The organism is Halobellus rufus, from assembly GCF_000739575.1.
GTDB lineage: Archaea > Halobacteriota > Halobacteria > Halobacteriales > Haloferacaceae > Haloquadratum > Haloquadratum rufum.
In genome coordinates this window covers 1-25246 of the sequence record NZ_BBJO01000041.1, presented here as the reverse complement: position 1 = coordinate 25246, position 25246 = coordinate 1, and the positions used below count along the sequence as shown (strand labels likewise).

General features: G+C 67.2%; 24 protein-coding genes and 1 tRNA gene. 12 read left to right on the top strand and 13 right to left on the bottom strand.

Annotated elements, in window-relative coordinates; all coding sequences use genetic code 11:
* Positions 1–73 precede the first annotated feature (73 nt).
* The 5 genes from ACP99_RS15270 to ACP99_RS15250 form a co-directional block, all read right to left on the bottom strand.
* On the bottom strand, positions 74–481 hold the full coding sequence (locus ACP99_RS15270) for a carboxymuconolactone decarboxylase family protein (protein ID WP_049987427.1): 408 nt from the start codon (positions 479–481) through the stop codon (positions 74–76).
* Positions 482–657: 176 nt separating this feature from the next.
* Positions 658–3786: an isoleucine--tRNA ligase gene (gene ileS, locus ACP99_RS15265; protein WP_049987426.1), complete on the bottom strand. Its 3129-nt coding sequence runs from the start codon at positions 3784–3786 to the stop codon at positions 658–660.
* A gap of 256 nt (positions 3787–4042) precedes the next feature.
* Entirely contained in the window at positions 4043–4501 is a 459-nt protein-coding gene (locus ACP99_RS15260) for a hypothetical protein (protein WP_049987425.1), read from the bottom strand.
* Positions 4502–4589: 88 nt separating this feature from the next.
* Positions 4590–5099: a bifunctional nuclease family protein gene (locus ACP99_RS15255; RefSeq protein WP_049987424.1), complete on the bottom strand. Its 510-nt coding sequence runs from the start codon at positions 5097–5099 to the stop codon at positions 4590–4592.
* A gap of 69 nt (positions 5100–5168) precedes the next feature.
* Positions 5169–5783: an ArsR/SmtB family transcription factor gene (locus tag ACP99_RS15250; protein ID WP_049987458.1), complete on the bottom strand. Its 615-nt coding sequence runs from the start codon at positions 5781–5783 to the stop codon at positions 5169–5171.
* Between the two features lie 112 nt (positions 5784–5895).
* Between ACP99_RS15250 and ACP99_RS15245 the strand changes: the two genes are divergently transcribed.
* A complete protein-coding gene (locus tag ACP99_RS15245; protein ID WP_049987423.1) occupies positions 5896–6483 on the top strand; it encodes a GNAT family N-acetyltransferase in 588 nt (195 codons plus the stop codon).
* 54 nt (positions 6484–6537) lie between these two features.
* Here ACP99_RS15245 and ACP99_RS15240 read toward each other — a convergent pair whose 3' ends face one another.
* Both ACP99_RS15240 and ACP99_RS15235 read right to left on the bottom strand, forming a co-directional pair.
* Positions 6538–6813 carry a hypothetical protein gene (locus ACP99_RS15240; protein WP_049987422.1) on the bottom strand — a complete coding sequence of 92 codons (276 nt, stop codon included), beginning with the start codon at positions 6811–6813 and terminating at the stop codon, positions 6538–6540.
* A gap of 94 nt (positions 6814–6907) precedes the next feature.
* Positions 6908–7204, bottom strand: a complete 297-nt coding sequence (locus ACP99_RS15235; protein ID WP_049987421.1) for a DUF7520 family protein — start codon at positions 7202–7204, stop codon at positions 6908–6910.
* A gap of 115 nt (positions 7205–7319) precedes the next feature.
* Here ACP99_RS15235 and cdd point away from each other — a divergent pair, with 115 nt between their 5' ends.
* The 3 genes from cdd to ACP99_RS15220 all read left to right on the top strand — a co-directional run bounded on the left by cdd (position 7320) and on the right by ACP99_RS15220 (position 9958).
* Entirely contained in the window at positions 7320–7766 is a 447-nt protein-coding gene (gene cdd, locus ACP99_RS15230; RefSeq protein ID WP_049987420.1) for a cytidine deaminase, read from the top strand.
* A gap of 78 nt (positions 7767–7844) precedes the next feature.
* Entirely contained in the window at positions 7845–8663 is an 819-nt protein-coding gene (locus ACP99_RS15225) for a nucleoside phosphorylase (RefSeq protein ID WP_049987419.1), read from the top strand.
* Positions 8664–8773: 110 nt separating this feature from the next.
* Entirely contained in the window at positions 8774–9958 is a 1185-nt protein-coding gene (locus tag ACP99_RS15220) for an NAD(P)/FAD-dependent oxidoreductase (RefSeq protein ID WP_049987418.1), read from the top strand.
* Between the two features lie 162 nt (positions 9959–10120).
* Here the strand turns inward: ACP99_RS15220 and ACP99_RS15215 are convergent, their stop codons facing one another.
* The gene (locus tag ACP99_RS15215; RefSeq protein ID WP_049987417.1) at positions 10121–10654 is read right to left on the bottom strand and encodes an Rrf2 family transcriptional regulator; all 534 of its coding nucleotides are present in this window, start codon (positions 10652–10654) and stop codon (positions 10121–10123) included.
* A gap of 246 nt (positions 10655–10900) precedes the next feature.
* Between ACP99_RS15215 and ACP99_RS15210 the strand changes: the two genes are divergently transcribed.
* Together ACP99_RS15210 and rocF are read left to right on the top strand one after the other, a co-directional pair.
* A complete protein-coding gene (locus tag ACP99_RS15210) occupies positions 10901–11818 on the top strand; it encodes an NAD-dependent epimerase/dehydratase family protein (RefSeq protein ID WP_049987416.1) in 918 nt (305 codons plus the stop codon).
* Positions 11819–11846: 28 nt separating this feature from the next.
* Complete coding sequence (gene rocF / locus ACP99_RS15205; RefSeq protein ID WP_049987415.1) at positions 11847–12755, top strand: arginase; 909 nt, start codon at positions 11847–11849, stop codon at positions 12753–12755.
* A gap of 80 nt (positions 12756–12835) precedes the next feature.
* On the opposite strand, the gene gyrA is transcribed toward rocF, so the two are convergent.
* Both gyrA and gyrB read right to left on the bottom strand, forming a co-directional pair.
* Positions 12836–15433 carry a DNA gyrase subunit A gene (gene gyrA, locus ACP99_RS15200; RefSeq protein ID WP_049987414.1) on the bottom strand — a complete coding sequence of 866 codons (2598 nt, stop codon included), beginning with the start codon at positions 15431–15433 and terminating at the stop codon, positions 12836–12838.
* Position 15434: 1 nt separating this feature from the next.
* Positions 15435–17381, bottom strand: a complete 1947-nt coding sequence (gene gyrB / locus ACP99_RS15195) for a DNA topoisomerase (ATP-hydrolyzing) subunit B (protein WP_049987413.1) — start codon at positions 17379–17381, stop codon at positions 15435–15437.
* Between the two features lie 201 nt (positions 17382–17582).
* Between gyrB and ACP99_RS15190 the strand changes: the two genes are divergently transcribed.
* Positions 17583–17933, top strand: a complete 351-nt coding sequence (locus ACP99_RS15190; RefSeq protein WP_049987412.1) for a ferredoxin — start codon at positions 17583–17585, stop codon at positions 17931–17933.
* A 46-nt stretch (positions 17934–17979) separates the two neighbouring features.
* Positions 17980–18064, top strand: a tRNA-Leu gene (locus tag ACP99_RS15185).
* A gap of 259 nt (positions 18065–18323) precedes the next feature.
* Here ACP99_RS15185 and ACP99_RS15180 read toward each other — a convergent pair.
* Entirely contained in the window at positions 18324–19139 is an 816-nt protein-coding gene (locus tag ACP99_RS15180; RefSeq protein ID WP_049987411.1) for a hypothetical protein, read from the bottom strand.
* Positions 19140–19262: 123 nt separating this feature from the next.
* Here ACP99_RS15180 and ACP99_RS15175 point away from each other — a divergent pair, with 123 nt between their 5' ends.
* Entirely contained in the window at positions 19263–20924 is a 1662-nt protein-coding gene (locus tag ACP99_RS15175) for a TraB/GumN family protein (protein WP_049987410.1), read from the top strand.
* Positions 20921–21556, top strand: a complete 636-nt coding sequence (locus ACP99_RS15170) for a Zn-dependent protease (protein ID WP_049987409.1) — start codon at positions 20921–20923, stop codon at positions 21554–21556. The genes ACP99_RS15175 and ACP99_RS15170 overlap by 4 nt, the downstream gene beginning before the upstream one ends.
* Positions 21557–21632: 76 nt before the next feature.
* On the opposite strand, the gene ACP99_RS15165 is transcribed toward ACP99_RS15170, so the two are convergent.
* A complete protein-coding gene (locus tag ACP99_RS15165; RefSeq protein WP_049987457.1) occupies positions 21633–21902 on the bottom strand; it encodes a hypothetical protein in 270 nt (89 codons plus the stop codon).
* A gap of 308 nt (positions 21903–22210) precedes the next feature.
* Between ACP99_RS15165 and purM the strand changes: the two genes are divergently transcribed.
* Entirely contained in the window at positions 22211–23218 is a 1008-nt protein-coding gene (purM, locus tag ACP99_RS15160; protein WP_049987408.1) for a phosphoribosylformylglycinamidine cyclo-ligase, read from the top strand.
* A gap of 13 nt (positions 23219–23231) precedes the next feature.
* The gene (locus tag ACP99_RS15155; protein ID WP_081927519.1) at positions 23232–24638 is read left to right on the top strand and encodes a cytochrome P450; all 1407 of its coding nucleotides are present in this window, start codon (positions 23232–23234) and stop codon (positions 24636–24638) included.
* Positions 24639–24650: 12 nt separating this feature from the next.
* On the opposite strand, the gene ACP99_RS15150 is transcribed toward ACP99_RS15155, so the two are convergent.
* On the bottom strand, positions 24651–25193 hold the full coding sequence (locus tag ACP99_RS15150; protein WP_049987407.1) for a CBS domain-containing protein: 543 nt from the start codon (positions 25191–25193) through the stop codon (positions 24651–24653).
* Positions 25194–25246 lie beyond the last annotated feature (53 nt).

The window sequence follows — 25246 nt, the reverse complement described above, 5'->3', positions numbered from 1 at the left end:
CGGCCGTTCAGGTTCAACGTAACGACGGTGATCCGGCGGCGTCGGTCCGGAAAAGAAACCGGTGCGATAGCAGCTAGTCGTCCGCTGCTAACTGTTCTTGCAGATGTCCGCCGATCTGGTGGACCTTGTCTTTGAACTCGTCGAGATCGTACTCTTGCGCGTGGAGCATACTGCTGTAGCGCGCGGTGAAACTCGCCAAGAAATACACTTCTTCGAGCTCCGCTTCCGTCGCGCCGTGTAACTCCGCGGCCCCACCGTGGAAGTGGGCACAGTACGGGCACTTGATGTTCGCCGCGATCGCGAGCCCGATCAGTTCACGATACTTCGGCGGAATCTCCGATTCCCCGACGGTGTACTTCTTGAACGTCGGCCACTCTTGGACGGCATCCTCCTCGGGAATCGTGTCCAACGGTGGTGGGACCATCCCGAACGTCTCTTCGAGATCTGCTTTCGCCTCGGAATACCCCTGTGCGGTTGCCATAATCTCCCCGTTCTGGGGAGTGTTATCGTACGTCAAGCGGAGGGATGGTCGTTTTTACGGCATCGTTAGGCGATGCCGTTCGTTAGTATCTCTGTAGTTCCGAGATACTTTCGCGATACCGACGCGTAGGGACCGTCACCGGTATTAACGGCGACTGACGGGGCTCAGCCGATCGCTTACGCGTCGACTGGACCGACGCCGATCGTGACGCGCACGTCCTCGACTTCCCACTCCTCGACGAGCGCCCACTCGTCTTCGCTCCCAACGTCGCCGGTCGTGAACTCGCGGGTCCGCGTCTCCTCGGCGACGACGTCGCGGTGGCGGTCGACGAACTCGGCGATGCGGTCGTCGGCGACGTCGACGGCGGTGTCGATCACGCTGTCGACGTCCAGATCGAGTTGCTTGCGCATCTCTTGGATCCGCCGGATCACGTCGCGGGCGTAGCCCTCGGCCTCGATTTCGTCGGTCAGTTCGGTGTCGACGTAGACGGTGCCGCCCTCGAAGTCGGCGCCGGAGATGTGCGCCGGAGGCTCGGCCTCGTAGGAGATCATCTCGTCGTCGAGGTCGTAGGTCTCGCCGTCGACCTCGATGCCGCTCTCGACCTCGGCGCGGGTCTTGCCCTGCACGGCCTCCATCACCTTCTGTGCATCCGCGCCGAAGGCGGGGCCGATGACGCCCATCTCGGGGTTCGCGCGCTCGAGGAGTTCGTCGAACTCGCCGACGACGTCGATCGCACGGGCGTTGACGCGCTCGGCGAGGAGATCCGCGAGCGACTCGACCGCGTCTGCGACCTCGTCGTCGTCGCTGGCGACGACGACCCGCTGGACGGGCCAGCGGAGCTTTCGCCCGCCCTGCTGGCGCGCGTTCGCCGCGGCTTCCTCGACGTCGCGGAGGACGGCCATATTCCGTTCCAGTTCCTCGTTCCGGAGCGTCTCGTCCGGCTCGGGGTACGACAGCGCGTGGACCGTCGTCGCGCTCCCGTCGAGGTGCTGGTACATCCGCTCTGCGAGGTAGGGCGTGAAGGGCGCGAGCAGTCGGATCGTCTCTTCGAGGACCGTCGACAGGGTCGCGTACGCGCCGCGCTTGGAGGCGGAGTCTTCCTCCTCCCACATCCGCTCGCGGATCGCCTTCACGTAGAAGCGCGAGACGTCCTCGGTGAGGAAGTCCAGCACCGCGTTGAGCGCGTCGCTGACCTCGTAGTTCTCCCACGCGTCGGCCGCCTCCGCCTCGACGGTCTGCAGTCGCGAGAGCACCCACTCGTCGACGACCGTCAGATCGCCGTCATCGAGGTCCGCGTCGGCGGGGTCGTAGCCGTCCAGTTCCATGTACGGCAGCGGGAACCGGAAGACGTTCCAGAAGATGTTGAGCGTCGACTGCATCTCTCCCAAGCCGTTCCACTCGAAGGAGAGGTCGACCCCCTGCTGGTCGTGGCTGAGCAGGTACGCCCGCAGCGGATCGCGGCCCGCGCGGTCGATGGCCTCCTCGGGCGTGACGATGTTCCCGAGCGACTTCGACATTTTTCGTCCATCTTCGTCGTTGACGAAGCCGTGCATCATCACCTCCTCGTAGGGGGCCTGCCCGACCGCCGCGGTTCCCATCCCGAGTTGGGACCAGAACCAACCGCGGGTCTGGTCGTGCGCCTCGACGATCCAGTCGGCGGGCCACAGTTCGTCGTGCGCGTCGGTCTCGGAGGGGTAGTCGATCGTCCCCCAGGTCGCGACCGAGGAGTCGATCCAGACGTCGAAGACGTCCGGGACGCGCTCGTACGTTTTTCCGTCCTCGGTGATCGTCAGCGGATCCACAGAGGGACGGTGCAGGTCGATCTCGTCGGGGTCGACGTCCTGATCGACGCGCTCGGCGAGTTCCTCGCGGGTGCCGACCACGATCCACTCGCCGTCGTCGGCCTGCCAGATCGGGAGCGGGATCCCCCAGTAGCGCTGCCGGGAGATGTTCCAGTCCGGCGCGTCGGAGACGAAGTCGCGGAAGCGGTTGTCGCGGGCCCACTGCGGGTACCACTCGGTCTCCTCGATGTTCTCCAGTAACTCGTCTTTGATGTCGGTGACCGTGATGAACCACTGATCGGTGGCGAGGAAGATGATGTCCGTGTCGCAGCGCCAGCAGTGCCCGTATCGGTGGTCGTGTTCCCCGGAGGCGAGCAGCGCGCCCGACTCGTCGAGATCCGCGATGATGTCGTCGTTGGCGTCGCGGACGAAGGTACCCGCGTAGTCGCCAGCGTCCGCCGTGAACTCGCCGCGGCCGTCGACGGGGACGTACACGTCGAGCCCGAGTTCCTCGCCGCGGGCGAAGTCCTCTTGACCGTGCCCGGGCGCGGAGTGGACAAGCCCCGTCCGGTCGGCCTCGACGTAGTCGGCAGTGTAGACCTCGCCCGCGCCCTCGAAGTCCGCGACCTCGTTCAGGTGCGGTCCGAGCGGGTTGTCGTAGGTCCAGCCGACCAGTTCCTCGCCGGAGAACTCGTCGACGACTTCGTAGTCCTCGTAGCGGCCCTTCTTCAGGACGTCCTCGACGCAGGGCTCGGCGACGTAGAGCACTTCCTCCTCGCCGCCCTTCTCGGCGCGAACGGCCTGATACGTCATCTCACCGTCGACGGCGACGAAGGTGTTGGCCGGGATCGTCCACGGCGTCGTCGTCCAGATGACGAGGCTGCCCTCCTTCTCTCGCAGCGGAAACTTCACGTAGATCGACGGCGAGGTGATCTCGTCGTACTCGACCTCGTTGGCCGCGATGGCGGTCTGACACCGCGGGCAGTAGTTGACCGAGCGCTTGCCCTGCTCGACGAGACCGCGCTCGTCGACCCGCTGGAAGGCCCACCACGCGGCCTCCATGTACTCCGGCGAGATGGTCTCGTAGGGGTCGTCCCAGTCCATCCAGACGCCGATCGACTGGAAGTCCTCGTCCATCGCCTCGCGGTTCTCCTCGGCGAAGCGCTTGCACTCGTCGATGAACGCCTCCATCCCGTACTCCTCGATGTCGCGCTTCGACTCGAAGCCGAGCTCCTCCTCGACTTTCACCTCGATCGGCAGCCCGTGCATGTCGTAGCCCGGGCGGTCGGTGACGCGGTGGCCGGTCATCCGCTTGTGTCGGATGACGGCGTCTTTCAGCGTCTTGTTCCACGCGGTGCCGAGGTGCATCTGCCCGGAGGTGTACGGCGGCCCGTCGACGAAGAAGAAGGCGGGGTCGTCGGCGTGCGCCTCCTTCGTCGCCTCGTAGGCGTCTGCGTCGTCCCAGTACGTCTCGACCGCGGACTCGACGTCCCCGGGCGTGTACTGGTCGTCGACTTCGTCCATACTGGTGGAGTACCAGCGGACGTATATGAAATCCGTGGAACTGCGGCGTGCGTCGTCGCAACCGGAGCGTCGGCGGAGCGGTGGCAGCGCGGCTGTTGCTGTACGGAGCGGTAGCGGTGCGGGGCTGTCACTGTGCGGTCGCGGTTAACAAGCGTTTGTACCGCGAGGCGAGCGGATGCGAGCCGAGCGGCCTTTTTCCCTCTAGGGTTTTGCGTCGAGTGGTGCGCGAAGCGCACCCGAGGCGCAAAAAGGTAGCTCAGAAATCCGGGAGGTCCTCGGGCGCTTCGTACTCGGACTCCCACGTGATGTAGTCGTCTTTCAGCACCTCACAGACGAGTTGGCCGAGTTCCGTCAGCCCGGCGTTGATGCTCGAAACGGTCTTCCACGAGTCGACGTCGGGGTGGATCTCGCGTTCCTTCCAGTCCTCGGGGATGCCCGGCGCGTGGTAGCCGACCCGGTCGGCGAAGTCGTCCCAGAAGAAGTCGAAGTGGGCGAGCAAGTCGAGATCGAGGACGACCTCCCACTCGTCGGCCGTGACGTCGGTGTCGGAGCACCACTGCTCGAAGGCGTCTTCCCACGCGCCGTCGCGGAGCAGCCCTTCGAGTTCGTCGCGGCGGTAGTCGGTGTCGCCCATAATCTCGGCGTCGTCGTACTCGTTGGGATCGACGACGTCTTCCAGTTCCGGGACCGGCGGCGTCTCGACGGAGAGCGTCATAGGAGGGCGTTCGAGCGGCGGGGGGATAAGCGATGCGCGCTGAACTGCAAAGCGTGCCGGAGCCGACCCCTATGGCTGCGGTCGGCCGTCAGGTCTCGTCGCCGAACTCGCTGAAGTCGTCGAGGTCGTCCGGCCCCTCGTCGACCCCTTCCGGGCCGGTCCCGCCGCCGAAGTCGAACCGCTCGGGGGGCTGGCCGGCCTCGTCGAGCACGGAGTCGGAGACCTCGATCGGGCAGTCGACGCGGACCGCGAGCGCGACGGCGTCACTCGGGCGCGCGTCGAAGACGAACTGTTGGGGTTCGCCGTTCTCGTACCGCTCGGCGTCGACTTTCGCGTAGAAGGTCCCGTCGGCGATGTCGTCGATGCGGACCTTGTCGATCGCGCCGCCGAACTCCGTGAGCATCTCCACGAGCAGGTCGTGGGTCAGCGGGCGCTCGAAGGCGTCGCCGCTGATCGCCAGTTGGATCGCCCGGGCCTGATCGGCCGTGACGACGATCGGAAGCAACTCCGCTCTGGCGGCGACGACGACCGCGGGGATGTTCTCGCCGTCCGCGTCCACGCCGACGGCGATGCCCTCGACCTCGCCCGGATGGTTCATACGCGTACGTACTCCGTCCGGGTACGAATACTTACGGGAGGGCTCGAGCGGACGCCGAGGGGAACGTGACTACCGCTGGCGGACGAACCAGACGCCGAACCACACGAGGAGGACGGTCAGCCCCCCGAGGAACACCAGCAGCCCCGGCGGCGGCCCGGTCGCGGCCGCACCGGCGGCCGTGTCGGCGGCGAGCTGCACCGACTCGGTCGTCGCGCCGCCGTCGGCTCCGCCGGTCTGCGCGGCGAAGGGGAACCCTTCGATCGCGAACTGCGCGAGCAGGCTGACGACGCCGACGATTCCCACGCCCGCGAGCAGGCGCTTGAGCGCGGTGGCGAGCCCCGTGGTCTCGTCGTTGTCGGCGGCGACGACGACCAGCGGGCGGTCGGCGGGCGCGTACACCTTCATCTCCCGGCCCTTCTCGGAGTAGACGGTGTCGACCACCTCGACCGCACCGGCGGACTCCAGCCGCCCGAGGTGGTACTGGACGTTCTGCAGGGACGTGTCGACCGACTCCGCGAGGGCGGCGGGGTTCGTCGGCTCCTCGTGTAACGCCGCGAGGACGCGACGGGCGGTCGCCGAGGAGAGCGCCGACAGGAGGTCGTCGGCGTCGTCGTCGTCGAGTCCGACGACGCGCGGGGAGGCGTCGACGTCGGGCTCGGATTGGGAGGGCAAGAGGCGAGCCATCGACGTCCCGTAGAACGCAGACCGATACAAACCTGTTGCCTGCCCGCCGTCGACACGACGACTCGACGACGGCTCCGCAATACACTTGCGTCCCGCTATCATAGACGAGGATATGTACGTCCGGGACGCGAAAAACCGCGACGAGGTCTGGTTACTCGACAGAATCGAGGAGGCGGACATCGACGACCCCGCGTTCCGGTCTCGGGACTACGTGATCGCGCTCGACGAGGAGACCTCTCGGAAGGCCGGGTTCGGCCGGATCCGCGTGCACAAGACCGACGCGGGCGAGTTCTGCGAGCTCGCGTTCGTCTACACGCTGCCCCCGTGGCGACAGCAGGGCGTCGGCGCGCACGTGATCGAGCGCCTCGTCGACCGGGCCGAGGCCGAGGATTACGACGTCTTGTACACCTTCACGCGCCAGCCCGAGTACTTCACGCCGTTCGGCTTCGAGCCGCAGGACACCGGCTCGCTGCCGGAGCCCGTCGCATCGCGACTCGAGGAAGTCCGCGAGGAGCGCGGCGAGGACGTCATCGCGATGGCCGTCGACGCGGACGAGTTCACCGTGCCCGACGCGTTCCGCGAGCGGTTCAAGGAGGCGTCGCCGGCCGACAGATCCGAGTCCGACACCCCGGAGGAGACCGCCGAGGACTTCGGCATCGACCCCTCGAAGGCGACCTACAAGTACGACACCGGGAACTAAGTACGACACCGGAAACGAGGGCACGGTTCGCGTCCTGCGCACCGATCTCGCCGGTCAGGTCCGGTCCTCGAAGAAGTCCGTACTGAAGACGATGTACGCGAGGACGCTGCAAAAGAGGATCGGCGGCAGGATCGCGAACGCCCACAGCGGCTCGATCCCCCACCCGAGCAGCAGGACCACGTCCGCCAGCCCGACCGCGAGGAACGGTGCGACTGCCAACGCGGCCCGTTTGCGGTTTCTCCCGCTGGAGTCGGACTCGAGGGGCGCGTTCGGGTCGAACTCCTCGTCGGCGACGTCCGAGGGGCTCTCGGCCGACGTGGATGAGGCCATACCTGACGTTGGAAAGCGATCGATAAAAGCGCCGCGCTGTCAGTCGTCGGTGAGTGCCACTCTGGGCGGGCGTCGCAGAGAGCCGACCGACGCCTCAGGGCCGCGGTTCCGAGCCCGCGTTCTCGCCTTCGAGCCGCGAGGCGAGTTCGACGAGGCCGAAGAGCACCCCGAGCAGGAGCACCGAGACGGCGACGCCGTAGAGCGCGACCGCCGCTGGCGTCACCGGAATCGTCACCCCGGTTCCGAGGATCGCCGCCTCCGAGATCTCGATGGAGCCGTTGCTCCCGACGAGCCAGCCGATCCCCGCGGAGAGCACAACCACGATCGCCCCGACCCACAGCATGATCCGACGCCCGAGTCCGGGGCGTCCCGCGTCGGTACCCGAGTTCATAGCGGCGATACGGCGGCGAGCGGCTTTGGCCTTGTCATTGCTGACGGGGGCGCACATTCGAGAGTTCGTGCCGCGACGGCAACGTACAAACCCACGCCGGCCGAACCCACAGCCGATGACCGACGAACTCCTCGAGCGCGCTCGCGAGGCGCTCGACGACGCCTACGTCCCGTACTCCGAGTACCGCGTCGGCGCGGCGCTGCGGACCGCCGACGGCTCGGTGTACGTCGGCTGCAACATCGAGAACGCCAACTACTCCAACAGCCTCCACGCCGAGGAGGTCGCGATCGCCTCGGCGGTCCGAGACGGGCACCGCGAGTTCGATCGCATCGCGGTCAGTTCGGGCGCGCGCGACGGCGTGACGCCCTGCGGGATGTGCCGACAGACGCTCGCGGAGTTCGCCGGGGCCGATCTGGACGTCGTCTGCGACGAGGGTGACGGCGAGACGTCGACGTACACGCTCGGGGAACTGCTCCCCAACACGATCTCGCTGGAGACGCTGTCGGCGGCGGAAGCCAAGCGGGAGGCCGCCGCGGACGACGAGGGTCAGCGGGACGCCTGATCGACGCAGCGGCCCACCGCCCCCGGATCAGCCCGGACCAGCCGACAGGCTATTTTCGCTGCGCGCGGGAGAGGTCGTATGAGCGACAGCGAGGACCCCAACGACGACGTGCAGTACCACCTCGACGTCGGCCCCGAGGACGTCGCGGACAGCGTGCTCCTCCCCGGGAACCCGGAGCGCGTCGACAAGATCACCGCGCTGTGGGACGACCACGAGGAGAAAGCGCACCACCGGGAGTACCGGACGGCGACGGGCACCTACGAGGGCACGCCCATCTCGGTGACGTCGACCGGGATCGGCAGCCCCTCGGCCGCTATCGCGATCGAGGAACTCGCCCGCGTCGAGGCGGAGACGTTCATCCGCGTCGGCTCCTGCGGGGCGATCCAGCCCGAGATGGACGTCGGCGATCTGGTCATCACCTCCGGGGCCGTCCGCCAGGAGGGGACCTCGAAGGAGTACGTCCGCGAGGATTACCCCGCCGTCGCGGACCACGAGGTCGTCGCCGCGCTCGTCGCCGCCGCCGAGCGGCTCGGCCACGACTACCACGTCGGGCTGACGATGAGCGCCGACTCCTTCTACGCGGGACAGGGCCGACCGGGATTCGAGGGCTTCCGCGCCGCCGGCTCGGAGTCGCTCGTCGAGGAACTCCGCGAGGCGAACGTCAAGAACATCGAGATGGAGGCCGCCGCGCTTCTGACGGTGGCGAACGTCTACGGGCTCCGAGCGGGCGCGGTCTGCTCCGTCTACGCGAACCGAATCACGGGCGAGTTCCGAGCAGAGGGGGAGTCGCGGGCGGCGGAGACGGCGAGTCTGGCCGTCCACCTGCTCGCGAAGATGGACGAGGCGAAGCGTGCGGCCGGCGTCGATCACTGGCATCCCGGGCTCTCGATCGAGTAGCGCGGTCGAGGTGGCAGGTGGTCTCCGACGGAAATCCAACGACGTCTGTCGTACACCGCTTTCGGCGGCGTTTCGCAGTTCCTTTATCCGATGCGGTATCAGCAATCAGTATGAGTACACAGGTCGTCGTCGTTGGCTCCGGCTACGCGGGCGCCGGTGCCGTCAAACGACTCGAAGAAGAACTCGACGCGGGCGCAGAGCTCACGTGGATCTCCGAGACCGACTATCACCTCGTCCTCCACGAGGTCCACCGCTGCATCCGCGATCCGAGCGTCGAATCGAAGATCACGATCCCGATCGACGACATCAAATCCGACTCCACGGAGTTCGTCAAGGGCCACGTCACGGACGTCGACGTCGACGAGCGCGTCGTCGAACTCCCGGACGACGAGATCGAGTACGACTACCTGCTGCTCGCGATCGGTTCCGGAACCGCGTTCTTCGGCATCGAGGGGCTGCAGGAGTACTCCTACGAGTTGAAGGGCCTCGACGACGCCCGCGCCATACACGGCGAAATCAAGTCGGCCGCCGAGGACGCCTCCCGCGACGACCCCGCGCAGGTCATCGTCGGCGGCGCGGGCCTCTCGGGCATCCAGACCGCCGGCGAGATCGCCGAGTACCGCGACGAGCACCGCGCGCCGATCGACATCACGCTCGTCGAGGGACTCGACGAGGTCTTCCCGAACAACGACCCCGAACTGCAGGGTGCCCTCCGCAAGCGGCTGGAGGCGCTCGACATCGAGATCCTCACCGGCGACTTCATCTCGAAGGTCGACGAGGACACCGTCTACCTCGGCGGGGGCGAGGACGACCCAGAACTCGCCTACGACTCGCTGATCTGGACCGGCGGCATCACCGGTCACGAGGAGGTCCACGAGATGGACCTCGATCAGGACGAGCGCTCCCACCGCGTCTTCGCCGACGCCGACTTCCAGACCTCCGACGAGCGCGTGTTCGCCCTCGGCGACACCGCCTTGGTCGAGCAGGGCCCCGACGCCGTCGCGCCGCCGACGGCGCAGGCCGCCTGGCAGGCCGCTGACGTCGCGGGCGAGAACGTCGCGCGCGCGGTCGCCGGCAAGCCGCTGAAGACGTGGCGGCACGAGGACAAGGGGACGGTCGTCTCCGTCGGCGACGACGCCGTCGCCCACGACGTCAAGCTCCCGGTGCTCGGCTCGTTCCCGATGAACGTCTTCGGCGGCCCGGCGGCGCGCAACCTGAAGAAGGTCATCGCCGCCCGCTGGATCGCCGACGTCGCCTCGAAGAAGGACGCCCTCGACGCCTGGGACAGCCTGTAGGCAGACTGTAGGCGGCGCGAGCGGGTCGACTACCCGAAACAGGACGATTCTCCGAGGAAACCCGACGCTTTTCCTTAGAAACGGTGCGTAGCCGCGGCGCTCGCGTGTCGCCGCCGAAGTGAGAAGAGCGGAGAGACGGAGTCGTCTGCGTCGGCTGCCGTTTCAGTGTGCGGACTCGCCGACCGGCGCGCGCATATCCATAATCCGGAGGATGAGAATGTTCCCCGTATCGTCCTTGCCGTCGACGGTCCCCTCGATCACCAGCTTCGAGAGCGGCGTCGGTCCAACGGTCACCTCGTCGCCTTCGTGGAAGTCGCGGACCGAACCCTGAATGTGGATCTCCGCGCGGCACAGCTCGGGGTGGTGGACGGACGAGAGGTCGATCTCGTCGACGTTGGCGTTCTCGACCTCCTCGCCGTCGTGGTAGAGCGGAACGAACGCGGGTTCGTCCATCTGGTTGACGTCCAGCGCCTCGTAGGCGTTGGCCGTCGGCTTGTAGCCGCCCTTCGGGCCGGGGACGCCCTCGACGAGCTGGAGCGCTTTGAGACTCTGCATCTGGTTGCGGATCGTGCCGGGGTTGCGGTCTACTTCGGCGGCGATGTCCTCGCCTTTGACCGCGTCCTCGCTCTCGCGGTGGAGGTTGATGAGTGCGGTCAGAATAGTTTTCTGACTGGACGTGAGCTCGATGGATGACATAGCCAATCGTTGGCCGCATACGGTCTTAAATCCGGTGGATGGATACATACAGTGTGAATGAGTGTCGCTGTTTTCTTTCGATTCGGCGTCATTCGTTTCATTTCCTTCCCGGAACAGCCGCCGCATCCCGGATGATTTTTCGATATATTCGACGGACGGGCCGGCAGCGTGATACCCGTCCGTCGCACCCGCCGTTGGCCGCCCGCTTCCGGTACCGATTTGTGGGCGCTCGCTCGTGTGGCAGATATGCAGAACAAGCGCGTCCTCGTCACCGGTGGCGCGGGATTCATCGGCTCGAACCTCGCGAACCACCTGGCGGCGGACAACGACGTCGTCGCCGTCGACGACTTGCACCTCGGAACGCCCGAAAACCTCGACTCCGACGTCGAGTTCGTCGACGCCAGCGTCCTCGACGACGACCTCCCGACGGAGGGCGTCGACGTGCTGTTTCACCTCGCTGCGTACTCCTCCTATACGATGGCAGAGGAGCACAAGCGCGAGGCCACCCGCGTCAACGTAGAGGGGTTCGTCAACGCCGTCGAACAGGCCCGCGAGGACGGCTGCGACACCGTCGTCTACGCGTCGACGTCGTCGATCTACGGGTCCAGAACGGAGCCCTCGCCGGAGGACCTCCCGGTCGAGGCCCGGACGTGCTACGAGGCCTCGAAACTCGCCAGAGAGCAGTACGGCGAGTACTTCCACCACCACTACGAGATGACGCTCGCGGGGCTGCGCTTTTTCTCGGTGTATCAGGGCTACGGCGGCGCGGAGGAGCACAAAGGCGAGTACGCAAACACCGTCGCGCAGTTCACCGACAAGATCGCGAACGGCGAGGCACCCGAGGTCTTCGGCGACGGCACTCAAACCCGTGATTTCACCCACGTCGACGACATCGTCCGCGGGATCGAACTCGCCGCCGACCACCGGCTGCAGGGGATCTACAACCTCGGGACGGGCGAGAGCTACACGTTCAACGAGATGATCGAGATGATCAACGCGGAGTTGGGCACCGACGTCGACCCCGAGTACGTCGAGAACCCGCTCGACGTGTACGTCCACGACACGATGGCCGACGCCACGAAGATGCGGGAAGCGACCGGGTGGGAGCCGGAGATCCCCTTCGAGGAGGGTGTCGCCCGCGTCTGTGCGCCGTACAAGCAGTGACAAAAGGCCGCAAACCGAAGAGTGTGATATGACCCGAACCGTCCGCGTCATCGGCGCGCCGACCGACTACGGGGCGAACCGCCGCGGCGTCGATATGGGACCGTCGGCCATCCGCTATGCGGGCCTGGCCGAGCAACTGGAACGGGCGGCCGTCGAAGTCGTCGACGACGGCGACGTGCGCGCTCCCCGCGCCGAAGAGCGCGATCCGGAGGCCGAGCGGTTCGCCTCCGGACGCGCGAAGTTCCTCCGGGAGACCCGCGAAGTCGCGACCGGCCTCGCCGACCGCGTCGAGCGCGCGCTCGGGGACGGTGAAGTCCCGCTCGTCCTCGGCGGCGACCACTCGGTCGCCATCGGGTCCGTGACCGGCTCGGCCCGAAACGCCGAGATCGGCGCGATCTGGTTCGACGCCCACGGCGACTTCAACACCCCGGCGACGTCGCCCTCGGGGAACGTTCACGGGATGCCGCTGGCGGCCGTGCTCGGCGTCGGCGAGTTCGCGGACGTCGAGTGGGCGAGGGCCGCGGGACTCGACCCCGGGCGCGTCGCGCTCGTCGGCCTCCGCGACGTCGACGCCGAGGAGCGAGCGGCCATCGCCGACAGCGACGTGACCACGTTCACGATGTCCGACATCGACGAACGGGGAATCGCCAGCGTCGCCGAGGACGCCCTCGACGTGGCCACCGACGGGACCGAAGGCGTCCACGTGAGCCTCGATCTCGACTGGCTCGATCCGCGGGAGGCCCCCGGCGTCGGGACGCCCGTCCGCGGCGGCGTCACCTACCGCGAGGCGCACGCGGCGCTGGAAACCGTCGCAGAGCGCGACTGCCTCCGCTCGATGGAACTCGTCGAGGTCAACCCGATCCTCGACGAGGGCAACGAGACGGCGTCGCTCGCGACGGAGTTGGCCGCGAGCGCGCTCGGAACGAAGATTCTGTAACGCCGGTGTCGACAGCGGGCCCGCGTGCGAGGTGACCCCACACCGGGTTTCCGGTGAAACGAGCCGGTTCGTCGGGCGGGTTACTCGGCGTCCGCAGGGTCGTCTGCAGCCGTCGAACCGTCGTTCGCCTCGTCGTCGGCGTCGTCGTTGGCACCGGATTCGTCCGCATTCGCCGCCGTTTCGGCGTCGGCGCCAGCGGAGTGTACGTCGACGCTAGTGACGCTGTCGCCCGCGTCGAGGTCCATCACGATGACGCCCATCGTGTTCCGCCCGACCGTCGAGAGGTCCTCGACCGGCGTCCGGAGGATCTGCCCGTCGCCGCTCATCACGAAGAGGTGGTCGTCGGGGCCGACCGTCTCCAGTTCGCAGACGTGGCCGTTACGCTCGTTCGTCTTGATGTCGATGAGCCCCTTTCCGTTCCGGGACTGCCGGCGGTACTCATCGATGTCGGTGCGCTTCCCGTAGCCGTTCTCGGTGACGGTGAGAACCCACTGGTGGCGGTCGGGATCGATCGCCGCGAGGGCGGCGACCTCGTCGTCGCCCTCGAGTTTGATCCCGCGGACGCCGCGCGCCGAGCGGCCCATCGCGCGGACCTCGCTCTCGGCGAACCGGATGGCCATCCCGCCGCGGCTCGCGAGGACCAGATCCTGCGAGCCGTCGGTGACTTCGACGTCGGCGAGCGCGTCGTCCTCGTCGAGTTTCGTCGCGATGATCCCCGTCGAGCGGATGTTCTGGAAGTTCTCCACGTTCGTCCGCTTGATGTAGCCGTTCGTCGTGACCATCGTGAGGAACTGCTCTTCCTCAGACTCCATCTCGGCGGTGTTGACGACGGCGGTGATCTCCTCGCCGTCGTCCAAATCGAGGAGGTTGACCGCGGACTTCCCGCGGGCCGTCCGCGACATCTCCGGCACCTGGTAGGTCTTCAGCTGATAGACCTGGCCGTGGTTCGTGAAGTACAGGAGGTAATCGTGCGTGCTCGCGACGTAGACCGAGGAGACGCGGTCGCCCTCCTTCAACTCGGTGCCGATGATGCCCTTGCCGCCGCGGTGCTGCGCGCGGAAGTTGTCGAGCGGCATCCGCTTGATGTAGTCGTCCTCGGTGACGACGACGACGACGTCCTCCTCGGCGATGAGGTCCTCGTGGGTGACCGTCCCCGTGTCCTCGATGATCGAGGTGCGGCGGTCGTCGTCGTACTCGTCTTTGATCTCCAGCAGTTCCTCGCGGACGACGTCGTCGAGTTCGTCGGCGTCGGCGAGGATGGTCTCGAGGCGGTCGATCCGGTCGGTGACGTCCTCGTACTCCGATTCGATCTCCTCGGCCTCCATCGCGGTGAGCGACCCCAACTGCATCGCGACGATGTGGTCGGCCTGCGCCTCCGAGAAGTCGAAGGTGGGGAGCTCCTCTCCGTCGGCCTCGACGACGTGCTCGCCGCGCAGCGCCGCCTTCGCGTCGTCGCGGCTCGCGGAGTTCCGGATGACCTCGACGACATCGTCGACGTGTTCGAGGGCGGTCAACCGGCCTTCGAGGATGTGCGCGCGGTCTTCCTTCTCTTCGAGTTCGTACGCCGAGCGGCGGCGGACCACGTCGCGTCGGTGTTCGAGATACTCGACGAGCGTCTCCTTCAGCGTGAGCACCTTCGGCTGCCCGTCGACGAGCGCGAGGTTGATGACGCCGAACGTCGATTCGAGGTGGTGTTCGAGCAGTTGGTTCTTGACGACCTCGGCGTTCGCGCCGCGTTTGAGTTCGACGACGACGCGGATGCCGTCGCGGTCGGACTCGTCGCGCAGGTCGCGGATGCCCTCGATCTTCCCCTCGTTGACGTTGTCGGCGATGCGCTCGACGAGCCGAGCCTTGTTCTCTTGGAACGGAAGCTCCGTGATGACGATGCGGTCTTCCTCTTCGATCTCGAACTCCGCGCGGACGCGGATCCGCCCGCGACCCGTCTTGTACGCCTTGTGGATCGCGTTGCGGCCGACGATGTTCGCGCCGGTCGGGAAGTCCGGCCCCTTGACGTGCTCCATCAGGTCCTCGACGGTCGCGTCGGGATCCTCGATGAGGTGGACCGTCGCGTCGATCACTTCTCCCAAATTGTGCGGCGGGATGTTCGTCGACATCCCGACGGCGATGCCCGAGGAGCCGTTGACGAGGAGGTTCGGGAAGGCGGCCGGGAGGACCTCGGGCTCTTCGAGGCGGTCGTCGTAGTTCGACTGGAAGTCGACGGTGTCCATCTCGATGTCGTCGAGCAGTTCCTCGGCGATGGGGGCCATCCGCGCCTCCGTGTAGCGCATCGCGGCCGGCGGGTCGCCGTCGACGGAGCCGAAGTTCCCCTGGCCGTCGACGAGCGGGTAGCGCATCGAGAAGTCCTGGGCCATCCGCGCGAGCGTGTCGTAGATCGCGCTGTCGCCGTGCGGGTGGTAATCACCCATCGTCTCGCCGACGATCGAGGAGGACTTCCGGTGGGAGGAGCGCGAGGTGACGCCCGCCTCGTGCATCGCATAGAGGATGCGCCGGTGGACCGGCTTGAGGCCGTCGCGGACGTCAGGCAGCGCTCGACCCGCGATGACCGACATCGCGTAGTCGATGTAGGACTGCTCCATCTCCTGTTCGATTCGTGCGGTCTCGACGCTGGCGGCGATGCCCGCCCCGGGGTCGAATTTGTCAGGTGCGTCAGAACTCATATCAGATATCCACCCATTCTGCGTCGGTCGCTCGGTCCTTGATGAACTGCTTTCGCGGTTCGACGGCGTCGCCCATCAGGACTGAGAACATCTTGTCGGCCGCGGCGGCGTCCTCGACGGTGATCTGCTTCAACACCCGGTTCTCGGGGTTCATCGTGGTGTCCCAGAGCTGATCGGGGTTCATCTCGCCGAGGCCCTTGAACCGCTGGACCTGCGTGGGGTTGCCGTCGCACTTCTCCTCGATGATGCGGTCGCGCTCGGCTTCCGTCATCGCGTCGTAGGTGTTTCCGCGGTAGCGGACCCGATACAGCGGCGGCTTCGCCGCGTAGACGTATCCCGCTTCGACCAGCGGGCGCATGTGCCGGTAGAACAGCGTCAGCAGGAGGGTTCTGATGTGCGCGCCGTCGACGTCGGCGTCGGTCATCAGGATGATGCGCTCGTAGCGCACGTCGTCGATGTCGAACTCCTCGCCGACGCCCGCGCCGATCGCGGTGATGAGCGCGCGGACCTCGTCGTTCTCCAGCACGCGGTCGAGGCGGTGTTTCTCGACGTTGAGGATCTTCCCCTTGAGCGGCAAGATCGCCTGGAACCGTCGGTCGCGGCCCTGTTTGGCCGATCCGCCCGCGGAGTCGCCCTCGACGACGAACAGTTCGGATTCGCTCGAGTCCCGGCTCTGACAGTCCGCGAGCTTCCCCGGAAGCGACGTCGATTCGAGCGCCGACTTGCGACGGGTGAGCTCCTCGGCCTGCTTCGCGGCCTTCCGGGCCTTCGCGGCCTCGACGGCCTTCATCACGATGGCTTGGGCGGTGTCGGGGTGCTCCTCGAGGTAGGTGCCGAGCTTCTCGTGGGTGACCGACTCGGCGATGCCGCGTACCTCGCTGTTGCCGAGTTTCGTCTTCGTCTGGCCCTCGAACTGCGGGTCGGGGTGTTTGATCGAGATGACCGCCGTGAGCCCCTCGCGGACGTCCTCGCCCTTCAGCGAATCGAGATCGTCGAGCAGGCCGTGTTCGCGTGCATAGTCGTTGACGACGCGCGTGAGCGCCGTCTTGAACCCGGTGAGGTGGGTGCCGCCCTCGCGGGTGTTGATGTTGTTCGCGAACGCGTGAATCGACCCCTGTAGTTCCTCGGTCGCCTGCATCGCCACCTCGATCTCGATGTCGTCGACGCTGTCGGCGTAGTAGATGACGTCGTCGTGGATGACGGTCTTCGTCTCGTCGAGGTAGCGGACGAACTCGCGGATGCCGCCCTCGTAGAGGAAGGTGCGCTCGCGACGTCCCGACTCGTCGGAGTCCTCGTCGACGCCCGCAGCGCCTTCCTCGACGAGGTTGATCTCGACCCCGGAGTTGAGGAAGGCGAGCTCTCGGAGTCGGTTTTCGAGCGTCGAGAACTCGAAGTCGACGGTCTCGAAGATGTCGCCGTCGGGCCAAAAGCGGATCGTCGACCCGGTCTCCTCGTCGTCAGCGAGGTCGCGGACGCGCTCGAAGGCCCCCTCCTCCGGCTCGCCGTGGTCGAAGCTGTCGCGCCAGAGCGCGCCGTCGCGCTTGATCTCGACGTCGAGGCGCTCCGAGAGCGCGTTGACGACGCTCACGCCGACGCCGTGGAGGCCGCCGGAGACCTGATAGGACTTGTTGTCGAACTTCCCGCCCGCGTGGAGGACGGTCATGATGACCTCGACGGCGGGCAGGTCGTACTGCTCGTGGGTGTCGACGGGGATCCCGCGGCCGTTGTCGGAGACCGACACCGAGCCGTCGTCGTGGATCGTGACCTCGATGCGGTCGCAGTGGCCCGCGAGCGCCTCGTCGATCGCGTTGTCGACGACCTCGTAGACGAGGTGGTGTAACCCGCGGGAGTCCGTCGATCCGATGTACATCGCCGGGCGCTTTCGAACGGCCTCTAGGCCTTCGAGGACCTGGATCTGCCCGGCCCCGTACTCAGTATCGCGTGACATTGATCGTACCTCCGTTAGACCACCTCGGTTCTTAAACCCTCGCACGCGCGGGCGCGTAACTACGTATAAACCCCTGTGTGCCCGGAAAACGGGCTCTCGCGGGCGCAATTCGGCCGCGTCAACGACGCCTCGCTGGCGACGCCACCGCCGCACTACCACGGAACCGACAGCGCAAAGACGCCGCCGCCGTTACGACCGTGTATGAGCGACGCCGAAGGCGAGGAGGCGTTCAAGCCGAGCGACGTCGGCGACGACGACAACGCTCCGCCGGTCGACGAGAAGCCCTACAAGATCATCTTCGAGGGGAACAAGTGCATCGGCGCGGGTCGCTGCGCGGAGGTCGCGGCCAACTGGGAGATGGACATCACCTCGGGGCTCGCCCGACCGAAGTCGTACTTCATCGGGGAGGACGAACTGGAGGAAAACGTCCGCGCGGCCGAGGTCTGTCCGGCGAAGAAGGACCGCGGCGTGATCCACGTCGTCGACCGCCGGACGGACGAGGAGATCGCGCCGGACCCGCACGGGGACGGGACGCTGAGCGTCGACTGGTAGGGAGAAACGAAACCACTAACCGATCGTCCGCGGAACTTTCGTCTGCGCGGGGGTGGCTGAGCCAGGCCAAAGGCGGCGGACTTAAGATCCGCTCCCGTAGGGGTTCGTGGGTTCAAATCCCATCCCCCGCATTAATTGCGCGAGCGACAGCGAGCGCTATTTCTCGCACGATGGGATTTGAATCAGGGAGCAGCTTCGCTGCGACCGTGGTTCAACATCCCATCCCCCGCATTAATTGCGCGAGCGACAGCGAGCAGTTCGGTTCTCCGGATGGATTTGAACCCTACCAGTCGCGCACAGCGAACGAAGTGAGCGAGCACGTCTGGTTTCGGTTCAACATCCCGTCCCCCGCACTCGAATCCGTGAGCGAAGCGAACGCGACGCCGATCGTCAGATAATCACTTTCGCGGCCGGGAGATACCGCTCTTTCGTCCGCTCGGCTTCCGTCCCCGCAGGCACCAACGTCGACTCCGTCACCGGCTCGGAAAACCGATCCGGGTCCGGTTGCACGGGCGCGAGCATCTCCGTGAACTCCGATTCGCGTCGCCCCCCGGCGGAGACGACCCCGCCGTACTTTCGTTCGTCGAAGGGGACGTCGTCGGGATGCGGGAACTGCTCGCGGATGATCTGCGCCGTCTCCCGAAGGTACTCCGCGGCGCGCTCCTGTTCGTACTGGCTCTCGTCGAAGTACTGCTGGGTGTGCGGGGCGTCGTCGTCGACGTCGGCGTGCTGCGGCGACTCGAAGGGAACCGAGTCGGCCGTCGAGTGCGGCCCGGCGAACCGGAGGTTCATCGTGAAACTGTCCGGGTATCGGAGGATCAACGGGAAGAAGAGCATCTCCGAGATCGTCGACCGCTGTTGGATCCGCCACAGTCCCTCGATGTAGTACGCCGCGAGCTCGCCCGTCCGATCCGTGCGGTCGCCGCGGAGATACGCCCGCGCGATCTCCTCGTACTCCTCGCCCGCGATGTGGCGGAGTCGCCGTCTGAACGTCTCCGCGACCCGCTCGAACTCCGTCTCGTAGGCCTTCGCGACCGATATCGTCGGGTCCTCCAGAAGTTCCGCCTTCCGTTCGCGACCCTCCGCGACGGCCGTCATGTTCTCGTGAAAGAGCGTTTCGGCCCGGCGGTCCTGAAGCGGCGTTCTGACCGCGTTCCCGAACAGCACGTCCGACCCGCCGTCCGGACGCGCCCCGGTGTGTCCCATACCACGTACACTCCGTGCCGCGGATATAATTTCAACGATCCAATCAATACAGGAGCCGCCGGCCGGAAGAACGTCCCGCAATTCTCCGACAGGGGTAAAAACCACGGTGCGGTAGGAGGCACAATGAGTCAGGAAGCGGCCGAAGAGGGTCGCGTCCGGGTCGTCGGCACCGCACACGTCTCCGAGGAGAGCGTGCGGGAGGTCGAGGAGGCGATCGAGGCCGAGCGGCCAGACGTCGTCGCCGTCGAACTCGACGAGGGGCGGTACCGACAGCTGAAGGGCGGAGAACCGGACGACATCGAGCCGGGCGATCTGCTCCGCGGCAACACCGTCTTCCAGTTCATCGCCTACTGGATGCTGTCGTACGTGCAGGCCCGCCTCGGCGAGAAGTTCGACGTGACTCCCGGCGCGGACATGCTCGCTGCGGTCGAGACCGCCGAGGGGTTGGGCATCGACGTCGCGCTCGTCGACCGCGACATCAACGAGACGATGCAGCGCTTCTGGTCGCAGATGGGGATCGTCGAGAAGTTCCGGATGATCGGCGGTCTGGCCTTCGGCGTCGGCGACAGCCGCGGCGTCGGACTCGCGTTCGGCGTCTTCTTGGGCGTCGTGCTCGGACCGCTCGTGGCTATCTTCGGCGGGAGCGTGGGACTCGGACTTCCGGTGCTCTCGCTGATCGCCGGGAGCGCGGTGCTGGCTGTCGCGACCGCCGCTGCCGTCTGGGTGTTCGGCGCATCGTTGCTCTCGACCGAGGACCGCCTGCTGGCGGCGCTCGGGTTGGGCGTCGCGGTCGGTGGGATCGCGGGCGTCGGCCTCGGCTTCGCCGCACCCGTCGCCGATCTACTGGGGGACTTCACCGCCCGCGTGGTCGGGAGTATGACGGTCGGCATCCTCGCCGGAATCATCGTCGGCGGCGTCCTCGGACAGTTCGCCTCGACGCTCGGCGTCGCGGAGGTCGAGGACGCCGAGGAGTTCGATATGTCGCAGATGACCGACACCGACGTCGTCAGCGCGATGATGGAGGAGTTCCGGCAGTTCTCCCCGGGCGGTGCGGCGGCGCTCATCGACGAGCGCGACGCCTTCATCGCGCACAAGCTGGTGGCGCTCCGACAGTCCGGCGCTGACGTCGTCGCCGTCGTCGGAGCGGGGCACCGAGAGGGGATCGAGCGCTACCTCGAACACCCCGAGGAACTCCCGCCGATGTCCTCGATCACCGGCACCTCCGGCGGGAGGATCCCGTGGGCGAAGCTGGTCGGGACGGCGATCTCGGTGGTCGTGATCGGCTTCTTCGTGCTGCTGGCGCTCTCGTCGGCCGGCGACGACACGCTGCTGCGACTGTTCGGTGCGTGGTTCCTCGTCAACGGGCTCTTCGCGGCCGGGCTGGCGAAGGCGGCGGGCGCGCGGTGGACCTCCTCGCTGGTCGGCGGCGCGGTCGCGTGGATGACGTCGATCAACCCGTTCCTCGCGCCCGGGTGGTTCACGGGCTACATCGAACTGCAGTACGACCCGGTCAACGTCTCCGACATCGGTACCCTCAACGAATTGCTGGCGGACGAGGAGAAGCCGATCCCCGACCTCGTCAACGAACTGTTCGCGGTCCCGCTCTTTCGGCTCATCGTCGTCGTGGCGGCGACGAACATCGGGAGCGTGATCGCGTCGGCGCTGTTCGTCGCGTACCTGCTCCCGCTGTTCGCGCTCGACCTCGGCGGCGCGGCGGGCGTGACGCGGTTGCTCTTCGAGGGCGCGGAGAACGGCTGGGAGATCCTCTGGGGGGCGGTCCGATGAGCGTCTCGCGGCTCTCCTTCAGCGCGCAGGAGATTCAGGACCTCGTGGTCGCGTGGGTCGCCCTCGGCGTCGCGTTCGCCATCTTCTTCGCCGGCGGCGGCCAGCGCGCCGTGACCGCGATCCTCGACGGCGGCGTCCTGGGTCCGGTGCTTCTCAGTCTCCTGACGGCCGGGATCGGCTTCCTGCTGCACGAGGTCGCCCACAAGGTCGTCGCCGTCCGCTACGGACAGGTCGCGGAGTTCCGCGCGGACTACGGGATGCTCTTTCTGGCCGTCGTGAGTTCGCTCGCGGGGTTCATCTTCGCGGCCCCCGGCGCGGTGTATCACCGCGGGCGACTCACGCCGCGCGAACACGGGCTGATCGCGCTGGCGGGTCCCGCGACCAACGTCGCGCTCGCGGTCGTGTTCCTCCCGCTGTTCTTCGTCGGGGTCCTCGTCGGCTCGGACTTCCTCGCGCTCGCGGGATCGCGCGGGCTGATGATCAACCTCTTCCTGGCGGCGTTCAATATGCTCCCGTTCGGGCCGCTCGACGGCAAGACGGTCCTCGGGTGGAGCAAGACGGTGTTCGTCGCGTTCTTCGTTCCCGCGCTCGCGCTGACGGTCGGCGCGTTCGTCCTCGGATTCGGGTTCTGAACCCGGGCGTCCGAGACTCGGACGTAGAGGTGCTAGTCGGTGCAGGGCGCTATCGAGCTCGCCGCGCGCGACGCTCCTACTGTGAGCCCGCGGGCTCGTAGCCGTGGCCGGCGACGAACGCGAGGGCGTTGACGGCGACGAGACCGGCGAAGAGGAGGGCTTCGCCGCCGGTCAGTCCGCCGGCGAGCAGCGGGACGTAGGTGAATGGGAGCACGATCGCCGCCCAGAAGCTCGCGGCCTTGGCGTTTCGGAGCCCGGTTCTGACTGCGGCGCTGGCGAGGCCGGCACCGCGACGGAGGGAGTCGCGTTCGAGAGGGAGGTCGGGGGTGTGGGGGACACTTGACATCTGTTTCGCCTCACTTCCGAATAGGGCGGGGACCCCCATATAATGCGACGAGCGTTCAGTCGTTTCGCGACGGTTTACGCCGCGTCGACGACGTTTCACCGACGTTTTACGAGGCGTTCTGATCGCCCTAAATCGTTCAAAACGGATTTTGAAGACGTTTCTCGTCATCGGAGAATATGTCGCCACGAAGTCGACGGAACACGGTGCGAACCCCTGAATCGAGTCGAGGACGGGGACACCTCGGAAGACGACCGACACGCGAGCGGGAGACCGGACGTATTTTCTCCCCCCGAGACGGGGATTCCGGTATGACCGACGACGATCGCGGGGGCTCGGGCGCGAACGGATCCGAGGAGCCAGAGGAACTGACCTACGCGGACGCGGGCGTCGACATCGACGCGAGCGAGGCGGCGACGGCGGCGCTGATCGGGGCCGTCGGCGAGAGCGAGGGCGACTACGCGGGCCTGCTCGACATCGGCGACCGCTACCTGGCGCTCGCGACCGACGGCGTCGGGACGAAGCTCCTCGTCGCCGAGGCGCTCGCGGACTACTCGACGATCGGCATCGACTGCATCGCGATGAACGCGAACGACCTCGTCGCCGCGGGCGTCCGCCCGGTCGCCTTCGTCGACTACCTCGCCGTCGACGAGCCCGACGAGACCTTCGCCGAGCAGGTCGGCCAGGGGCTGCGCGCCGGCTCCGAGGAGGCGAACCTCGAACTCGTCGGCGGGGAGACGGCCGTGATGCCCGAAGTGATCAACGGCCTCGACCTCGCGGGGACCTGCGCGGGACTCGCCGCGAAAGACGCCATCTTCGCCGGCGAGGCCGAGCCGGGCGACGCCCTCGTCGGCTTCGAGTCCTCGGGGATCCACTCCAACGGCCTGACGCTGGCGCGGACCGCCGTCACCCGTGACCACGAGTACACCGACCCCTGCCCGTTCGGCGACTACGACACGCTCGGCGACGCGCTGCTCGAACCGACGCGCCTGTACACGCACCTGCTCGATCCGATGCGCGCCCACGGCGTTCACGCGGCGGCCCACGTCACCGGCGGCGGGTGGACGAACCTCGAACGCCTCGGCGAGAACCGCTACGTCGTCGAAGACGCGTTCGATCCGCAGCCCGTCTTCGAGTTCGTGCAGGCTGAGGGCAACGTCACGGACGAGGAGATGCACCGGACGTTCAATATGGGCACCGGGTTCGTCTGCGCGCTCGCTCCCGACGACGCCGAGGCGCTCGCCGACGCGACCGAGGGGCGCGTGATCGGACACGTCGAGGCGGGAGACGGCGTCGCGATCCGCGGCCTGGAGCTCTGAGCAGCGGCCGCCGATGACCGACGCTGACCAGTCGACGCCGGAGCGTCGAGCGCCGACGTCGACGGAGAATCGGACCCCACCGGCACCCAGCGGGCTGCCGCTGCTCGGCAACGCCGTCGCGTTCGCCCGCGATCCGCTGACGTTCACGACCGACGCGGTCGAGGACGTCGGGGACGTGTTCCGCATCGACCTCCCCGTCGGCGATCGGTACGTGGTGGCGCACCCGGAGTACGCGGCGCGCGTGCTCGTCTCCGAGCGCGACGCCTTCGAGAAGACCGACGACTTCGCGCTGGCGTTCGGCGAGAGCGTCGTCGCCGTCGAGGGCGAAGACTGGCGCGAACAGCGGCAGTTCCTCAACCCGTTCTTCTTCGGGCCGCAGATCCGCTCGTTCCTCCCGACGATGCGTCGACGAGCGGTCGAACGGGCGGAGTCGTGGGACGACGGCGAGTCCATCGCGACGCTCTCGGAGATGCAGGCGCTGACGTTCGACGTGCTGGCGACGACCGTCCTCGACTTCGACCCGGAGTCGAACCGCGCGGAACTCCGGCGCGCCGCCGACGACCTGAACGCCTACTTCGATCCGCTGACGTGGGCGCTTCCGAACTGGGTTCCGACGCCGAGCAGACGGCGGTTCGAGGAAGCGAAGGAGACGCTCCGGCGGGAGCTTCGCGCGCTACTCGCGGACGCGGAGACCGGACCGGGATCCGAGGACAGCCTCGTCTCCGCGTTGTCGGCGGCGATGGGGCCGGACGCCGGCGGCAGTGTCGCTGCCGACGACTCCGGTGACGCCGACGGGGAGAACGGGCAGTACGCGCCGGACGCCGACGGCGCGGTCGATCAGCTCATCGGCCTCGTCTTCGCCGGTCACGAGACCACGGCGCTGGCGCTGACGTTCACGCTACACTGCCTCGCGACGCATCCAGCGGTGTACGACCGGGTCGAGGCCGAAGTCGACGACGTCGTCGGCGACGAGCCGGTCGGCTGGGAGCACCTCGAAGGCCTCGACGTCCTCGAACGCGTCGTCGACGAGAGCCTCCGGCTGTATCCGCCGGTGCACGCGCTGCCGCGGGAGGCGACCCGCACTGTCGAGTTCGACGGCGACGTGATTCCGGCGGGCGGGGAACTGCTGGTGTCGGTGTTCGCGCTGCATCGCGACTCCCGCTTTTGGGACGATCCGGCGACGTTCGACCCCTCGCGCTGGCACGAGCGGGAGCGCTCCGACGACGCGTACCTGCCGTTCGGTGCGGGGGCGAGGCGGTGCGTCGGCGAGACGTTCGCGCGCGTCGAGGCGCAGGTCGTACTCGCGGCGCTGCTCCGTCGCTTCCGCTTCGAGCGGGTCGGCGACGGCGACCTGTCGCTCTCGCCGGCGATGACGAACCAGCCGGCGGGCGACGTGCCGATGCGGGTGCACCGACGGTAGCGGCGACGCCGCTTACAGATGCGCCGCGACGTCGGCCTCGGTGATTATCCCGGTCGTCTCGCCGCTCTCGACGACGAGGACCGCGGAGTGGTGATCCAAGGCGGCGTCGATCTCTTCGAGAGTCGCCGACGGCTCGACGGTCGTCACCGACTCGCGCATCACGTCGGCGACGGGGAGGGTGCCGACGTCGTCTTCCTCCTGGGCGTGACGGATGTCGCTGTTCGAGATGATCCCGACCGGGCGGCCGTCGCGGATCACCGGGAGCTGTGAGAACCCCTCGTCCAGCATCACGTCGCGCGCGAAGCGCACGGAGTCGTCGGGAGCGACGCTCACGACGTTCTCGTTCATCAGATCCGCCGCGCGGACCACGCTACCCTCAGCCTCTTCGAGCGCGTTGACGATCCGGCGCAGCGTCGAGAGACGGGGGTCGACGTCGCCGCCCTCGATGCGGGCGATCAGGGGCTGGGAGACCTCGGCCATCTCCGCGAGCGTGCTCTGGGTGAGATCCAACTCCGTCCGTCGCTGGCGCAGATCCTGCGGGGTCGGAAGTTCCATACGCCTAATTACTTGAAGTTATACGAAAAGGTTTCGGGGCGGAGCCGGTGTGC

Coding starts and splice junctions, on each gene's coding strand:
- ACP99_RS15210 (WP_049987416.1), top strand. CDS start 10,901: ATGCAGAACAAGCGCGTCCTCGTCACCGGTGGCGCGGGATTCATCGGC.
- ACP99_RS15215 (WP_049987417.1), bottom strand. CDS start 10,654: ATGTCATCCATCGAGCTCACGTCCAGTCAGAAAACTATTCTGACCGCA.
- ACP99_RS15260 (WP_049987425.1), bottom strand. CDS start 4,501: ATGACGCTCTCCGTCGAGACGCCGCCGGTCCCGGAACTGGAAGACGTC.
- ACP99_RS15175 (WP_049987410.1), top strand. CDS start 19,263: ATGAGTCAGGAAGCGGCCGAAGAGGGTCGCGTCCGGGTCGTCGGCACC.
- ACP99_RS15170 (WP_049987409.1), top strand. CDS start 20,921: ATGAGCGTCTCGCGGCTCTCCTTCAGCGCGCAGGAGATTCAGGACCTC.
- ACP99_RS15165 (WP_049987457.1), bottom strand. CDS start 21,902: ATGTCAAGTGTCCCCCACACCCCCGACCTCCCTCTCGAACGCGACTCC.
- ACP99_RS15190 (WP_049987412.1), top strand. CDS start 17,583: ATGAGCGACGCCGAAGGCGAGGAGGCGTTCAAGCCGAGCGACGTCGGC.
- gyrA (WP_049987414.1), bottom strand. CDS start 15,433: ATGAGTTCTGACGCACCTGACAAATTCGACCCCGGGGCGGGCATCGCC.
- ACP99_RS15235 (WP_049987421.1), bottom strand. CDS start 7,204: ATGAACTCGGGTACCGACGCGGGACGCCCCGGACTCGGGCGTCGGATC.
- ACP99_RS15255 (WP_049987424.1), bottom strand. CDS start 5,099: ATGAACCATCCGGGCGAGGTCGAGGGCATCGCCGTCGGCGTGGACGCG.
- ACP99_RS15150 (WP_049987407.1), bottom strand. CDS start 25,193: ATGGAACTTCCGACCCCGCAGGATCTGCGCCAGCGACGGACGGAGTTG.
- purM (WP_049987408.1), top strand. CDS start 22,211: ATGACCGACGACGATCGCGGGGGCTCGGGCGCGAACGGATCCGAGGAG.
- ACP99_RS15155 (WP_081927519.1), top strand. CDS start 23,232: ATGACCGACGCTGACCAGTCGACGCCGGAGCGTCGAGCGCCGACGTCG.
- rocF (WP_049987415.1), top strand. CDS start 11,847: ATGACCCGAACCGTCCGCGTCATCGGCGCGCCGACCGACTACGGGGCG.
- ACP99_RS15245 (WP_049987423.1), top strand. CDS start 5,896: ATGTACGTCCGGGACGCGAAAAACCGCGACGAGGTCTGGTTACTCGAC.
- gyrB (WP_049987413.1), bottom strand. CDS start 17,381: ATGTCACGCGATACTGAGTACGGGGCCGGGCAGATCCAGGTCCTCGAA.
- ACP99_RS15225 (WP_049987419.1), top strand. CDS start 7,845: ATGAGCGACAGCGAGGACCCCAACGACGACGTGCAGTACCACCTCGAC.
- ACP99_RS15270 (WP_049987427.1), bottom strand. CDS start 481: ATGGCAACCGCACAGGGGTATTCCGAGGCGAAAGCAGATCTCGAAGAG.
- ACP99_RS15250 (WP_049987458.1), bottom strand. CDS start 5,783: ATGGCTCGCCTCTTGCCCTCCCAATCCGAGCCCGACGTCGACGCCTCC.
- ACP99_RS15240 (WP_049987422.1), bottom strand. CDS start 6,813: ATGGCCTCATCCACGTCGGCCGAGAGCCCCTCGGACGTCGCCGACGAG.
- ACP99_RS15180 (WP_049987411.1), bottom strand. CDS start 19,139: ATGGGACACACCGGGGCGCGTCCGGACGGCGGGTCGGACGTGCTGTTC.
- cdd (WP_049987420.1), top strand. CDS start 7,320: ATGACCGACGAACTCCTCGAGCGCGCTCGCGAGGCGCTCGACGACGCC.
- ileS (WP_049987426.1), bottom strand. CDS start 3,786: ATGGACGAAGTCGACGACCAGTACACGCCCGGGGACGTCGAGTCCGCG.
- ACP99_RS15220 (WP_049987418.1), top strand. CDS start 8,774: ATGAGTACACAGGTCGTCGTCGTTGGCTCCGGCTACGCGGGCGCCGGT.